The organism is Stieleria varia (assembly GCF_038443385.1).
GTDB classification, from domain to species: Bacteria; Planctomycetota; Planctomycetia; order Pirellulales; family Pirellulaceae; genus Stieleria; species Stieleria varia.
Genome location: NZ_CP151726.1, coordinates 2,173,194 through 2,187,986 on the forward strand (window position 1 = coordinate 2,173,194; position 14,793 = coordinate 2,187,986).

Consider the following 14,793-nt stretch of genomic DNA (forward strand, 5'->3'; position numbering starts at 1 on the left):
GTAGGCCCGGCCGCTTACGCGTCACGGCTCACAGCGTCTGGTAGCTTCATCCGCTTAGATGCGTCGAGCTGTGACTACGATGAAACCGCGTTCTAAGCGGGATGCTCCCTATCGCCCTGCGGCTGATGGATCATCCGCGCTAAAGTCTCCGAGATGTTTTCCGTCGGCGACATTCCATTGTTTGACCACGCCCGATTGGCCTCCGGAAATGATCCGGCCGCCGTCGGGACTGAGGGAAACGGAAAACAGAAAGTCACCGCCGGCGGACATCGCACGGACTTGGCCGCCATTGTCCGTGTTGTGGATTCGGACTTGACCATCCGCACACGCGGTCGCAACCTGCGATACGTTGGGCAAGAACTCGATCGCAGTGATCTCGTCGCCGAACCCGTTGATGGTTCGCTTTTGTTGCCCCGTCTGGGCATCCCAGACCTTGACCGATTTGTCGGCGCTGCACGACACGAGTGTCAAACCATTGTCGCTCCAATCGACGCCCAAAACATGATGCGTATGTCCATCGAGCGAGCGAATCAATTCGCCGCTGCGAACGTCAACCAGTCGAATCGATTTGTCCGCTGCACCGCTGGCCAAGGTCTTACCATCCGGTGAAAAACGAAGCGTCAGCACCGTGTCGCTGTGCAGTTGGTCCATTCGACGCAGGACTTGTCCCGTTCGTTGCGAAACAATCAGAACTTGACCAGCACGACTGGGTGCCCCCGAACCCACGGCGATCAATTCTCCGGTGGGGTCAAAATCGATGGCGGTCACTCGATCAGAGATCAGATCACCATCGACCGTACCGATTGTGTCTGTCAATTTCCAGCGGCGCGTTACATTCACTGAACGATTCCAACCGTTGATCCACAAGTCGGCTGAATTCACAAAGACACAGTCGCTGGTGGACGCAGGACGCGCGGCATTGCCAGGTGGAAACTCATCGATCGGCGATCCATCAGAGGCTCGATAGGTTCGAATCCATCCGTCGGACGCAACCGAGACGACGGTACTCGCATCAGGTGAAACCGCTACCGCATGAATCGGCGCTGCGAAGGAACTCTGTTCTCGAAAGGTTTTTTCGGTTCGTTCGGTTTCCTGCAGTTGTTCTTTGACCATGCTGATCAACGTTTGCTGGGCGGGGATCGCATCGGCGGCTCGTTGTCGAGACTGTCGAGCGGTCTCCAATGCTTGCAAGCGTTTCGCGACAGTTTCTTCCTTCTTGGTTTTCTCCTCGGCCAGTTTGGTGACCGATGCTTTCTGTTTCTCCAGTTCTGCCTTGGCTTGTTCCATCATTTTGGTCGCGTCGGTCTTGGACTTCTCCAGCATCGCCAGCTTGGCGCGTTTTTCGTCGGCCATTTTCTTGGACGCATCGAGTTGTGCTTGACTCTCAGCGGCTTGTTTGGCGGCCAGGTCGGCAGTCGCTTGCGCCTGGTCGGCTTTTTCTTTCGCTGCAGCAAGCTCGGCTTTGGCTTGTTCCAAAGCCGCCTTGGCGACGTCGGACTTCTTTACCAGTTCGGTTTGTTCTGCGGTCACCTTGGTGATGACGGCTTCGGTGTCGGTCAACTGTTGTTGAACCGTCTTGGACTCCGTTTCGGCTTGTGTCAACGTTGCCGTTGCCTCCGCGATCGATTTCTCGGTGGTGGCAACCTGCGTTTGGACGTCGGTCAACTTTTTCGTTTCCGCAGCCAACTCATCGGTCGCCGTCTTGTGTGCTTCGGTGACCTTGGCGAGTGATTCGTCTTCTTTTTTCAGTTCGGCCGTCAGCGTCTCGGTCGCTTTCTCCATGCGGACCACGGAATCGCGAAAACGTGACGCGTCTTTGGCCAAGATCGCCAACCGCTGCGTCGACGCCAAGTTGCTCTGAGAGGTCCCTCGCGGCTTTCCATCCGCAAGATTCCACATCCGAGTTTTTCCATCTCCGCCACCGACGACCAGGAACGCGCCGTCGGGGGACGACGCCAAGGACAGTGATGAGGCGTCGCCATCGAATTTGAATTTTTGGGCTCCGTCCGCTGGCTGCACAACAGTGACGCTGTTGCCATGTGCGACAGCCAGCAAAGTTCGTTGAGGGGCAGTGAAGCACAGGGATCGTGCCCCTGGGATCGCATCCAATGTACGGACCACCGACAGATCATTTGCTGAAAACACAACAGCCAGATCCGCGGCATTGATCGCAGCGATGGTTTGGCTATCTCCACTGACCATCAGATTGCGAAGGGCCGAATCGTGGTCGATGCAGCGAGCCAGTTGCCCATCGGTGGCTTGATGAACGCAGAGTTTTCCGCCCGCATCACAACTGGCCAGTAAGTCTGTTGAAACCCAGGCCAGGGACGTGACTGGCAACGAGTGCGTTGTGATCGTGTGCTGTTTTGCGTCCGACGCCTTGTCCCAAATTTCGATTTCGCCCAACAGATTGACCATCCCGATCCGCGTGCCGTCGGGACTGAGGGTCACATGATCGGCTGCGGATGCAAGCGATCTCATCTCAACGGTGGGGTGCTCCGCTCGCTGCCAAAGTCGCAAAGTTCGAAATCCGCCCGTAGCGATCGTCTGCCCCAGCGGCCCGAAACGAACCGACTGGATCAGGTCCAGATCAGCGACACCGGCTTGAGGCAAACTCGGATCGACCAATGAATCGACTTGCTTTCCCGTTGCGGTATCAAAAACCGCCACGCGATTGGCGGTTGCCAGGGCTGCCCAGTGGCCATCGGGCGAGTACGAGGTCGTGTAGATCGAACGAATTGATTCCGGTACCGGTTGCCAAGCAATGTTTTCTCCGCTGGTGGATTCTGGAAAGACCGCGCCGCCGAGGATCCACTGCCGCAACTTGTCCAGTTCAGCGGGGCTCAACGGCTTGGCACCGACCGTATTGTCTTCCGGCGGCATGATGGGATCTTCCTCGCCTGACGCTCGCGCCCAAATCAAGCTTCCTGTGACATCGCCCGCAACGATTCCGGGACCAGAGTCGCCGCCAGCGAGCATCTCTTTTTCTGACTCCATCGACAGACCGCCTTCGTCCTGTTTGGAGTGGTGGCAAGCCATGCAGTTACGTTTCAAGACCGGCTGAATCTCCGTCGCGAAGTCGACAACGGGCACTTTGTTTGCTGCATCCGTTTTTTGATCCGAGGCAACGTCCGAGTCCCCGGCCGAGCTTGTCATTTGCTGCAAGACGAACAACAACAGCACAGTCAATATCGATGCGAAGGTGGCACGGGGCATGGCAGATCAATGGTGGGAGAACGGGTGGGGTATCGCGTCAGTCAGTTGACCTGCAACACGACCATCGGTGAGGCGGGGAAAATCGTGAAATCGCGTGGGTTGGCCTGTGGCTTCGCGGATTCCACGCGTTTGTTCGCTGTCTGGATCGCAGCGTCCAAGTCCTTATGCTGATCGGAAAGGTTGGGATCGTCACGCATTTTCTGCAGGCGATCTCGATACTGAGTGGCTCGCTGCAGCGATTGAGGGTTTGGCGCGAATTTGACTTTGGTTTCACCCTGCAGCCAAATCCGATAGGTGCCTGGCTTTGCATTGGCGGTCACATCCAGCGTGTATTCGCCGGTGTCTTGATCGGCGGCAATGGTCACGTCTCGGGCGGTGACCCCGGCTGGGACGTCGCGTCCTCGTAGAATCACGGGTGTTTTTTCCCCGCCGGCACGACGTGTCAGCTTCACGGCCAGCTTTGCCTTGTCGCCTTTGTTGACCACAATCGGCATTGGATCGTCCATGCCGATTGTGATGGGCTCGACGTCTAGGTCCGATACCGAGACCAGGAGCTGCGAGACGAGGCGGGTACGAAGCGAGTTGCGTTGGGCATCCTTTTCCCACTGCACCGTCGTGGGTGTCGCAACGATCGAGAATGCTTGGTCGCCAATACTCGCTTTTGCGTTCACCTCAATTGCCGCGACGGACGCTGCGGCGTCTTCGTCAGCCCGCAAATTCAATTGTGCAACCGAATGTTCGGCGGGCATGGTTACCGGGGCACAGTGCACGCCGGCCGGTAATCCGGATACATTCAACTCGATCGGTCCCGACCAGTTTTGACGTAAGGCGACCACGCGAAGCGGTTGGAGGCCGCCTCGTAATACTCTGACACCGCTGGGACGCGTGACATTGATGTCTCGGTGATCATACGGCAGATAGGCCAGTAGTTTCAGACTCGGGCTTAGCGGGGTGACAGACAACGTGTAGGACTGTGTCTTGCCAAGCATTTCGCCGGAGTCCATGTCTTGGACTTTGATCCGGTACGTTGCCTCGACGTCAGCGGTGTAGTTGATCACTGGGTCGGTGCTCTTGAAACTCATCGGCCCATCGCTAAGGTTGAAGCTGTCGTCTCCGGCGGCAACTTGTTGCCAACTGACCACACCGTCTGCGTCGGTGGAGCGGCGATGTAGTGTCAGCCGGGCATCGGTCGGTTGTCCCAGGCGTTCCGAGAGGACTTCGATCGCAACCGACTGGCCTTTCGTCAATTGACACTGAAAGTAATCGACATCACTTGCTGAATCGAATCGTGCGGTTGCCGTACCGGGGATCGCCAACTCACGCGGCGACTCCATGTCGTCTGAACGTTCGTCCGCCGGTTGGCTCGCCTCCACTGCACCTGCGCTGATCGAACGAACAAGTCGTTCGTCCGATCGATGCGTCGATGCTCGTTCCACTGCGTCGGACGCGTGCAGCACAAGCCCGTAGGGATATTCGTTTCCGCCTCGATACAAGACATCGTGTACGAACAGCAGGTAGTCAGCAGCCAGTCCCACCGGCAGTGGAATCGTCAGATCGACATGATCACTGCCCGTCAAGACGGAGAGCAGTCGTCCATCGGCGTCTCGCAATTCGGCCGTTGCGATCATGCGTGAATCGACCTGTTGAGCGATCAAATCGATCGAGAGGTCTTGGTTCTCGTCGACGTGGATGTGATAGAAATCGCGCTGAGCAATCGATGCGTTGGCTTGCAGGATTTTTTCAAGGGGCAATTCCGTTGGTGCGGCAACATCGTGGCTGGGCGAAAGCAAATCGGTCGGCTCTGGATGCACAGAGATGGTTCGCGGATTGGAGACGCCCAACCGACCGACCGCCCACACGTCGTATCGTCCTGCGGGAACGTCATTTGCAACTCGAACGTGAAAATGTCCGTAACGCGGCTGAACAGAATCATCAAACGGCAATGCGGCGTCGATCAACAACTCGGCGGTGATACCGGGATGCGAAAACCTGAGGGCAGTGATCTCGTCGCCGTCGGCGGAGGAGGCAATCGACATGTCGGCTTCTGAACCGACGGTCAAAAACACTCGCGAAAGTGATTTCAGTTGTGTGGTGGGCAACTGTGCGGCAAGCTCGCCTGCGCATAGCACAAGAAACACTACCGCGCATAGCACAAGAAACATCGCAACGCCGGAGAATCGCAGTTTATTCACAGTCTTGGAGCGTCGAGAGATGGTGTCATCAATGGTTGAACAAGAATTCTTTGGAGTTGACGAGCGCCCAGATCAAATCTTCCCAAGCTGCCGATTCATTCTCTCTGCCCGACAGATACTCCAGCGACGCATTCAGCTCCTCGTCGGTCGGAGCTCGACTGAGTGTCGTCCAGTACAAACCATCCAATCGAACCGCTACCGTGGCTTCCGAGTCATTGGCCAAACGCTTAGCGCGTCCATGATCGCTGCCGAGTTTGTCTTGCATCTGCTTGGAATTCAACAAATGCAAACTCTGTGCAAGGCTCGCGTCTTGGGAACGCTCGCACTCGCACGCCGTCTTGGCTTGCGGTTGCCCGAACACATCCAAGAAATAGGAATCGAAGCCGGTATCGGGCAGCGCCACCGCTCGCGTTCCCGCCGGCATACCCGCGAACGAACTCGGTGTCCCCGTGACGTGATCGATCCCGTCCAGCAAGACCTCCGCCGTCAATCGCTTGGGATAAAAACGCGAATGGCTTCGGCGGTCCGCCAGATTTTCGTCCAAGGGCTGACTGGACGCTTGGTAGGTATCCGAAAGACAAATCGTGCGAATCAGTTCACACAAATCGAATCCTGATTGCGTGAACGAATCAGCCAAAGCATCCATCAACGCGGGGTTGGACGGCGGGTTGGTCACTCGCATGTCGTCTTCGGGTTCGACCAACGCTCTGCCGAGGAAATGTTTCCAGTAGCGGTTGACCAGCGACTTGGCAAAAAAGGGATTGTCGTCTTGGGTCATCCAGTCCGCCAACGCCTCACGCGGATCCTCGTCTGGGGCGATCTCAATCGGTGGGCCGTCCAAGCCAACCGGTTTCAGCGACGCGCCCGTTTTGGGATGGTTTGTTGCCGCGGTGCCGATTCGCGAGACAAAGACCGGCTCGGCAACATCGCCGGCATCTTTTTTGTCAATCAGCGTAAAGAATGCCATCAGTTGGCTGTAATCCGCTTGGCTCCATTTCTCATACGGATGATGGTGGCAGCGAGCGCATTGGACACGTTGTCCGAGAAACAATTGACTGATGTCTTCAACACGTTCATTGCGATCGGAAACCTGATCCAACCAGGACACCGCCGGATTGCTGGTGATCGATCCGCGAGCGGCAACAAGTTGTCGAACCCACATGTCGTAAGCAACGTTCTCGCGGAATTGCTGAGTCAGCCATTGATGAAACAGCATGTTCCGTAGCTGCAGCGGGCCGGAGTCTCGCTGGTTGCGCAAAATGGCGGACCACTTTCGCGCAAAGTACTCCGCATAGTCTTCGTCCTCCAGCAAGCGATTGACCAATCGCTCTCGCTTGTCTGCAGTGGTATCCGCGACAAACGCTTTGGCTTCATCCGGCGTTGGCAAACGGCCCGCAATATCGAGCGTTGCACGACGCACGTACGTCGCATCATCACAACGGGGTGAACGCGGGATACCGAGTGAATTCAATTTATTCCAGACGTGCTGATCAATGACGTTGCTCGGCGTCTCGTGCGTCTCGGCGAGCGAGAGGGGGGACATCGTCCTCGGCACGTCCGCCTGGAATACTGCCACGTGACCTTGATAACGCGCCATCACGGCCACATCACCGACGACATCGCCGATCTCAACCCAACCGGTCGGAGTAACACTCGCCATCTGGGGATCGTTGGATTCGTAAACGACACCACGCGTGATGTCTTCTCTCGTTCCGTCAGTGTAAGTCGCGATCACCGACAGTTGCTGCGATGATCCAGCGGCAACACGGCGGTGGGGCGGAAAAACATCAATCGATTCAACGACACGTTGATTTTCATCACCATACGGCATGCCTTGAAGGATCCAACGCCGCAGCAAGCGATACTCGTAGGAATCGGCGTCCATCCGTTGTCCGCCGCCGTGAGGCACGGTTCCGATCGACTTTTGCAGCAACAAACTGCGATCAGGTGCTGCCACCGAAACGCGACGCCCGAGTGAGTGGGCGATCAAGTGTTTGTGATCAACGTGTGGTTCGAATCCCAGCAAAGACAATCGGAATCCGTTTTGACCGGCGATCTTGCCGTGACATCCGCCTCCATTGCATCCCAGTTTGGTGAAAATCGGAACGACTTGACTGGCGAAACTGATTTCGCGAGCCACGCCGGTTTGAGACACTGTCAGCGGAATCTGGACAGCACGCCCGTCCGGGTGCGTTGTGGTCACGGAAACGTTCGCGTCGGCCAATGGGGTGACCAATCCCGTTTCGTCGATCGAGACGATTCCCGGCGGTTCGCTCGTGTAGGTGACCGCACGCGTGACATCGACTTGGTTGCCCGCATCGTCAACCGTGGAAACGACCAGTTGCAGGCGTGCGTCAACACCGACGAGTTCGGTAAAGGCGAACACGGTTTCGTTTTCAATGATCATCGACGGTAATTGGTCCGCAGCCAACACGCTGGTGGACCTACATGTCGACACGGTCAATAGGGCAAGCAGTGCCGCCATCAGTTTCAACGCATTCCATTGTCGTGTGGTTCGATGTGCTGTTGGGAGCATCAAATCAACTCGGCGATGGGATCGTGTTCGACCAAGTACTGCGGTCGTCCGGTCGGATCGGGAATGGTCACGGTGTGAGTGTCGATGCCCAGGCTGTGATAAAGCGTGGCCACGATGTCCTGCATGTGAACCGGACGTTCCAAGGCTTCGCCACCCATTCGATCCGTCGACCCGATGACTTGACCGGTTCTTAATCCACCGCCCGCCAAGAAGGCACTGCTGACGTTCGTCCAGTGGTCACGTCCGGCGTTTCCGTTGATCTGCGGCGTGCGTCCGAATTCTCCCCAAACGGCGATCGTCACATCGTCCAGCATGCCACGTTGATCCAAGTCTTCGATCAACGCGCTCAAGCACTGATCAAGTTTTCCGCCGTGGTCGCGGACGAGGTCAAAGTTCTGTGAGTGACTGTCCCAGCGTCCAAAGCTGAGGCTGACCACACGTACGCCGACTTCGATCAAGCGGCGTGCGATCAACAGTTGCTCGTTGCAGGTGGGGGCACCATCGTATTGAAACTGGTACGGCTTTCCGTCGCCGTAACGTTCGACCCACTTGGGGTCTTCTTTGCTCAAATCCAACGCATCGACGAGCCTGCTGCTGGTCAAGACATCCAACGCGCGTTGGCCGAACGCATCCATCCCGTCCATCGCGCCGGTGATGTCCGTGTCACGACGCAAGGTATCGAGCTTGGTTAATAGTCGCCGTCGGTCGGCCAGTCTCTCCAACGTGATTCCGTTGAGAGTCATGTTGGCCATGCCCGGGCCATCCGGTTTGAACGGCGTGTACGCCGCCCCGAGAAAACCCGCGTGCCCTGGATCGGACCACGGAACATGTCGGGTCTTGGCGGCCAGGCCGACGAACGGAGGCACCGAGGGATCGACCGGACCGAACAACTTGGAAACCGCGGCACCGATGGACGGCCGACCGCCGACGTTCTTCAGCGAGTTCTTGTCCCAGCCGGTAAAGCACTGGTAGGCTTCGTGGCCGCCATGGCATCCGACGACGCTGCGGATGATGGCGGCTTTGTCCATCAAACCCGCGAGTTGCGGAAAGACTTCGCAAATCTGAATGCCATCGACATTCGTATTGATGGGACGAAACTCGCCACGGATTTCACTCGGGGCATCCGTCTTGATGTCCCACATGTCTTGGTGTGGAGGACCACCGGCCAAGAAAATGTTGATGATCGATTTGTGTGATTTCGGTTTCTCGCTTGCCGCCTCGGCTCGATACAGATCGGCAAGCGAGAGCCCGCCAATACCGAACGATAAGCCGCCAATTTTGAGAAAGCTGCGTCGAGACCGACCGTCGCAAAAACGGCTGGCGCTTCCCTGGAGGGTCAACATGATCGGGCCACGTTGTTGGAGGGAGGGTGGGGTGGGAACGCGGGTGGGACTATCATTCTAGCCGTACAAGGGCGAGAAACGCAACATTTGTCCTTGGCGACTGTTTCACTGGATCGATGTTCACCCCCTAAAACCCGGCTCCCCCCTGCCCAATGCCCCAAATTCACCTCAAAACACTGCTGATTGCCACCACTCTGATCTCTTGGCTGACCCCATCGGTCGACACGCACGCCGATGGCCAGGCAGGGACCGATTCGGCTGTCCGTGTGGTCAATCACCTCACCGACTCCGTGGTCCGATACCCGGTCATCGTGCTCCGAGGCGAAATCCCCCCAGGCTCGACGGGACTAAAAATCACCAGAAACGGTGAGCCTTTGGAATCGGCCGGCGTGCTGGTCGATTCCGGACGTTTCAAAGCCCTGGTGCCGCTGACTAACGGCGACAACCGGCTGCAACTGTCGCCCGATGGAGTCCCATCGGATAAGTCTACGGAGTTGAACATCACCTTCCAGCCGCAGACCAATCCGTACTATGTGCGTCTGATTTGGATGACGGACAAAACGGGTGACACCCGTTTCGCCACACCCAACGACGAGGTACCTCAAGACTACGAGGCGAGGTTACGGACCGCTGCCCAGTTGATGCAAACGTTCACCGCCGAGCGAATGCACGATGCAGGATATGGACGCAAGACATTTCGTTTGGAACGCGACGAGAATGGCGAGATCATCGTTCATACGCTCAACGGAAACAAAGCCGCAGCGGACTACTACAAGATGTCGGACAATCGCTGGTACGGCGACATCAATGGTTGGCTGAACGAAAACCATCCCGATCCGTTTGCAAAGAACATCGTCTTGGCCGCCTACACACGAAAGGATCCACAGACGGGCAAGATGCTCGGCCACACGGCTCTAGGTGGCGGCAACCAAGGTCTGTTCGGTAGCGGTTCGGTGTTTTCCTGGCCACGGGACCTTTCATCCGCCATGCAGGTCTTTCAAGACGACACTGCCGTTGATCCGAGCAGGGTTCACGACGACAGCGCCTTTCGTGGAACCTACTGGGGGCTGGCGTCCACAACGATCGGTGCCACGCTGCATGAGATGGGCCACGCGTTCGGGTTGCCGCACTGCACCGACCCGCTCGGCATCATGACTCGTGGCTTCGACCACTTTCACCGAGCGTTCACCTTCGCCGATCCGGTCAGTCGCGTGAACAATCAGCCCGTTGAATTCAACGACAACCAAGTCGCTTACTTTGCCCCCATCAGCGCATCGTACTTGCAGTGGACACCGTGGTTTCGATTGGATGAGTCCGAGTCGATGCCCGACAGCGAGACCAAGATCACGATCGACCATGAAAAGAAAGAAGTGCGAGTTTCCTCGCCATCAGGTGTTCGATGGGTTGGTTTCTGGGTCGGTGACTCGGTTGCCTACCATCGAGAAATCAGTGGCGATGAACCGACACAAGAAGTTCGATTCACGAGAGAAGAGATTGCCAAGTGGCTCAATGGGCGAAAGCTCAGTACCGTCACATCCATCGCGTCCGATGGCAAAGCCGCACGGATCGCTGTGCGTGATTGACCGCCGAAAGTGATCCCATACGCACACCAGCCGTGTGGGCATTCGCCAGACCTTCGTTCGCGACAGGCGTGCCCTCCGACATTGCATCGATAGCTTTCACTTGCTGCTCGCGTTACGGCTAGAATAGGCCGTCGCGAGTCAGGCGGTTTAGAAACTTTGCTGGTGAGTAAGGCGATGAAGAAGTCGTTGAAGATGCAGCCCACGTTCATCGTGGAATTGCCGTGGGATGCACGAGAAGCTGTCTCCCGAATCCGTAGAGCGATCTTGCATGCCGGATTTCAAGACCACGCGGTTTCGGCGGGCAGTTGCATCGACTTTCGCATCGACCGACAGGATCAGCGGTTCTGGTCGCCTCATTTGTCCGTGCAAGTCAGCGACGTGGAAACGGGCTCACAGGCGCTCGGTCGGTTTTCTCCTCGACCGGAAATCTGGACCATGTTCATGGCAATCTATGCCGTGGTCGCGACGGTCGGCTTTGGCGCCGCGATCTTGGGATACGTGCAATGGTTCCTTGGTTCCACTCCCTGGGCGATCGCTTTGTTGCCGTTGGGGTTCATCGTGATCGCTGCGTTGCACATGGCAAGCTTGATCGGACAGAGCCTTAGTTCGGACCAAATGGATTTGTTGCGTGGTCGTCTCGACGAAACGATTTTGATCGCAAAAGCCGAAACACCGCGTCCAGATGAATCACAGCCAGGGCAAACAATGGACGCTGAGCCCGTTTTATGAAGGATGGCACGACGATGCGAACGGTCTTTTTCTGTTGTAGTGGACAAGGTAACGAGTCCCTGCAGCCAAAATCCGTGTCGAGGATTCGTGACCTCGTCCACTACAAGTAAACGTTCGTCAGCCTCTCGCCTCAACGCTCTGGCTGAATCATTCGCTGGCGATGTACTGAAGTTGGATGTCGGTGTCGGGAAGCTCTTTCTTTAGTTTATCGACTCCCGCCTGAGTCACCGCGGTTCGCGTGACTTTCAAATCCTTGAGTTTCTTCAGCCCATGCAGGTGCACGAGCCCGTCGTCTGTGATCGTTGTGGAGCCCAAGTGCAGGAAAGTCAATTCTGTCAGTCCGGCGAGTGACGGCATGCCTGCATCGGAGAGTAATGTGTTGTCCAGATTCAGTGACGTCAGTCCGGTCAGCGATGCAAGCGGCTTGATGCCCGCGTCCGTGATTTGAACACGCCACAGGTTTAGCTTTTTCAGGTTTGTGCATTGGGCCAACGGAGGCATCGCGTCGTCAAAGATCTGCGAGCACTCACTCAAGTCCAATTCGGTCAACGCTTTCATCTCGGCCAGCTTTGCGACCCCGGGACCGTCGATCGTGTTCTTCGCGAGTCTGAGTTTGCTCAGTTGCGGCAGTCCTGCGATCACGTTCATCGCGTCGTTGCTGATGTTTGTCTTGCTCAGGTAGAGTTCGGTCAGGTTCTTGCAATCGGCCAATTCGGCAATGCCATCGTCGCTGATCCACAGACCGTCCAGCCCGAGAACTTTTAGGTTGGGAAAACGGGCGATGACCGGCATTGCGTCGTCGTCGATATCGCATTGGGCATCGATCCCGGAGAGCTTGAGTGCCTTGAGGTCTTTCAAGCCGCTGAGATTTTGAATCGAAGCATTGCCAATCTCGCATTGCCGCAAGTCCAGGTTTTGCAGGTTGGTTATCTGAGCGAGGGATTCCGACGCCCCGTCTGTGATTTTCGTCCCCGCCAGCAGAACCGATCGAAGTCGTGTCAGCTCGGTCAGCGGCACGACCGCGTCGTCTCCGGCATCGGTACCCCGATAGTCGACTTCGATGATCATGCCGTCGTCGTCGCGTCGGATCTTATCGGTCACGGCCTCAATGGCGGACACGGCGGCCGGGGGATCTGCCATGGCGGTTGTCGTTTCCGAAGCCGTTGTCTCCGTCGATGTCGTCTTTTCCGGTTCCCTCGTGTCCGATTCCGCAACCGGGACTTCCTTTCCGCAACCCACCAAGACCAGCGTGATCCAAGCGGCCATGAGACAGTGTTTTTGGGTGCAGCGGGCGTTCATTTCGAAATGACCTTTGGGGGCGAGTGCGGGGAGTCCAGATTGTAACGCCGACTTCCAGAGCTTTGCACCGGTTGTTGCGAAGGGTTGCTGATATACTGGTGCAATCGTCAACCGACAGGATGGAAAAACATGAACCGACCAGCAAACAGTTCGACTCAGCAAAGTGAATCTGCCCCGTCATGGGGCGAGGGATCCCAAGTCATCCTGCGTCAACCGATCGCTCGCCGACAATTGTTGCGAGGCCTCGGAGCGGCGGCGATCGGATTGCCGATTCTGGAAGCCATGTCGCCGATGTTGTCGGCGACCGCCGCGGTTCATGGTGCGGAACCACCGAGCGCATCGCCCAATCGGTTCATCGCGATCTGCGCGACATTGGGATTTCACGGTCCGTTCTTGTTTCCTGAACAGACCGGGCGTGACTATGAGTTGTCACCCTATCTACAACAGCTCAAAGAACACCGAGATCAGTTCACCGTTTTCTCTGGCTTGTCGCATCCCGATCAACAGGGAAACAACGGGCACGCATCTGAGATGACATGGTTGACTGGCGCGCGTCGACCAGGGCTGGCGGGATTTCGGAACACGATTTCGTTGGACCAATTGATCGCGTCGCACGTCGGTTTGGAGACACGGTTTCCGTACCTGGCACTGGGCACCGGAGGTCAATCGCTTTCCTGGACACGATCGGGTGTCCCGATTCCCGCTGAGTCGAGGCCATCGGTGGTTTTCAAATCTTTGTTCGTCCAGGGCAGTGAAACCGAAGTCGCCGATCAGATGCGTCAGCTAAGGCGCGGTCGCAGCATCTTGGACACTGTTTCGGGCGAAGCGGCAAAGTTGAACCGTGAGCTCGGCCAACGCGATCGCGAAAAAATGGATCAGTACCTGAGCAGTGTGCGCGAGTTAGAGTCTCGCTTGCAGCAGACCGAAGGCTGGGCGCAGCGTCCCAAACCGGTCGTCGATGCTCAGCCGCCCAAAGATGTGACCGAGAAAACGCAAGCGATCGAGCGTCAGCGGTTGATGTATGAAATGATCGCCATGGCGTTGCAAACCGACAGCACTCGTACCATCACGTACACACTCAGTGGACTGAACGCTGTGCCACAGATTGCGGGCGTCTCCAGTGACTGGCACAACCTTTCTCACCACGGCAAGGATCCCGAAAAGATCAACGAACTGAAATTGATCGAGCAAGCCGAATTTGATTGCTTCGGCGAATTCCTCACCAAACTCCACAGCGTGCGTGAAGGAGACCAAACGTTGCTTGACCGTACAGCCGTTCTCTTCGGCTCCAATCTCGGCAACGCCAGCAGTCACGACTGGCACAATCTGCCGATCATTCTGGCCGGCGGCGGATATCGACACGGCCAATACGTTGCCCACGATGAAAAGAACAATACTCCGCTAGCGAATTTGCATGTCGCACTGGCTCAGCGGATGGGCGTGCCCACAGAATCCTTCGGCAGCAGTACCCAAGTCGGAATTCGAGGCCTGGACTCGTAGCTCATCCGAGGCCATCGTTCTTGCAGATCAGTCGTCGCCGCCAAAGATGCCTTTGATGATCCATCCACCGATGGCAAGAACTCCCGCGATCGCCAAACCGATCAATTTGCCGATGCCGCGACCGCGAATGCGAGTCGAACCCGACGAGTTTTCTTGCTGCTGTGAGGCTGAGCTGTATTGAACCATCATAGGCGTTGGAGCAAAGCTCTCTACGGAAACCACCGCTGCAGGCGGTTGCAGCGTGGTCGGCGCGGCCGATGACGAAACGGCAGCGGAGAATGAAAGGACCACCGCCACACAACAGATCAAAAGCATTCTTTTCATTTGTAGGATTCCTCGTGAAAAGAGAACACAGAAAAAACGAGAGTACAAAACCGGGGAGTGATTAGACCCCA

9 protein-coding genes are annotated in these 14,793 nt (G+C 56.8%); 3 read left to right on the forward strand and 6 right to left on the reverse strand.

Features of this window, described 5'->3' with window-relative positions:
• Window positions 1–108: 108 nt before the first annotated feature.
• From Pla52nx_RS07525 to Pla52nx_RS07540, 4 genes are read right to left on the reverse strand one after another with little or no spacing between them, the layout of a single operon-like run.
• Window positions 109–3,216, reverse strand: coding sequence for a WD40 repeat domain-containing protein (locus Pla52nx_RS07525; protein WP_146522432.1), 3,108 nt, complete (start codon window positions 3,214–3,216; stop codon window positions 109–111).
• 41 nt (window positions 3,217–3,257) lie between these two features.
• Window positions 3,258–5,408: a hypothetical protein gene (locus Pla52nx_RS07530; protein WP_146522433.1), complete on the reverse strand. Its 2,151-nt coding sequence runs from the start codon at window positions 5,406–5,408 to the stop codon at window positions 3,258–3,260.
• A gap of 28 nt (window positions 5,409–5,436) precedes the next feature.
• Window positions 5,437–7,944, reverse strand: a complete 2,508-nt coding sequence (locus tag Pla52nx_RS07535) for a DUF1549 domain-containing protein (RefSeq protein WP_146522434.1) — start codon at window positions 7,942–7,944, stop codon at window positions 5,437–5,439.
• A complete protein-coding gene (locus Pla52nx_RS07540; protein ID WP_146522435.1) occupies window positions 7,944–9,287 on the reverse strand; it encodes a DUF1501 domain-containing protein in 1,344 nt (447 codons plus the stop codon). Before Pla52nx_RS07540 ends, Pla52nx_RS07535 begins: the two co-directional genes overlap by 1 nt.
• 152 nt (window positions 9,288–9,439) lie before the next feature.
• Here Pla52nx_RS07540 and Pla52nx_RS07545 point away from each other — a divergent pair, with 152 nt between their 5' ends.
• Window positions 9,440–10,870 (forward strand): metallopeptidase, encoded by a 1,431-nt coding sequence (locus Pla52nx_RS07545; protein ID WP_146522436.1) that lies wholly within the window; start codon window positions 9,440–9,442, stop codon window positions 10,868–10,870.
• Window positions 10,871–11,044: 174 nt separating this feature from the next.
• Complete coding sequence (locus Pla52nx_RS07550) at window positions 11,045–11,599, forward strand: hypothetical protein (protein WP_197454951.1); 555 nt, start codon at window positions 11,045–11,047, stop codon at window positions 11,597–11,599.
• A 147-nt stretch (window positions 11,600–11,746) separates the two neighbouring features.
• Here Pla52nx_RS07550 and Pla52nx_RS07555 read toward each other — a convergent pair whose 3' ends face one another.
• Window positions 11,747–12,865, reverse strand: a complete 1,119-nt coding sequence (locus tag Pla52nx_RS07555; protein WP_197454952.1) for a leucine-rich repeat domain-containing protein — start codon at window positions 12,863–12,865, stop codon at window positions 11,747–11,749.
• 162 nt (window positions 12,866–13,027) lie between these two features.
• On the opposite strand from Pla52nx_RS07555, the gene Pla52nx_RS07560 reads away from it, so the two are divergent.
• Window positions 13,028–14,398 (forward strand): DUF1552 domain-containing protein, encoded by a 1,371-nt coding sequence (locus Pla52nx_RS07560; RefSeq protein WP_146522438.1) that lies wholly within the window; start codon window positions 13,028–13,030, stop codon window positions 14,396–14,398.
• Window positions 14,399–14,425: 27 nt separating this feature from the next.
• On the opposite strand, the gene Pla52nx_RS07565 is transcribed toward Pla52nx_RS07560, so the two are convergent.
• A complete protein-coding gene (locus tag Pla52nx_RS07565; protein WP_146522439.1) occupies window positions 14,426–14,722 on the reverse strand; it encodes a hypothetical protein in 297 nt (98 codons plus the stop codon).
• Between the last annotated feature and the right edge of the window lie 71 nt (window positions 14,723–14,793).

Bases quoted from the DNA above. Each gene is read 5' to 3' on its own strand.
- Pla52nx_RS07525 (WP_146522432.1), bottom strand. From the start codon at position 3,216: ATGCCCCGTGCCACCTTCGCATCGATATTGACTGTGCTGTTGTTGTTC.
- Pla52nx_RS07535 (WP_146522434.1), bottom strand. From the start codon at position 7,944: ATGCTCCCAACAGCACATCGAACCACACGACAATGGAATGCGTTGAAA.
- Pla52nx_RS07540 (WP_146522435.1), bottom strand. From the start codon at position 9,287: ATGTTGACCCTCCAGGGAAGCGCCAGCCGTTTTTGCGACGGTCGGTCT.
- Pla52nx_RS07545 (WP_146522436.1), top strand. From the start codon at position 9,440: ATGCCCCAAATTCACCTCAAAACACTGCTGATTGCCACCACTCTGATC.
- Pla52nx_RS07550 (WP_197454951.1), top strand. From the start codon at position 11,045: ATGAAGAAGTCGTTGAAGATGCAGCCCACGTTCATCGTGGAATTGCCG.
- Pla52nx_RS07555 (WP_197454952.1), bottom strand. From the start codon at position 12,865: ATGGCCGCTTGGATCACGCTGGTCTTGGTGGGTTGCGGAAAGGAAGTC.
- Pla52nx_RS07560 (WP_146522438.1), top strand. From the start codon at position 13,028: ATGAACCGACCAGCAAACAGTTCGACTCAGCAAAGTGAATCTGCCCCG.
- Pla52nx_RS07565 (WP_146522439.1), bottom strand. From the start codon at position 14,722: ATGAAAAGAATGCTTTTGATCTGTTGTGTGGCGGTGGTCCTTTCATTC.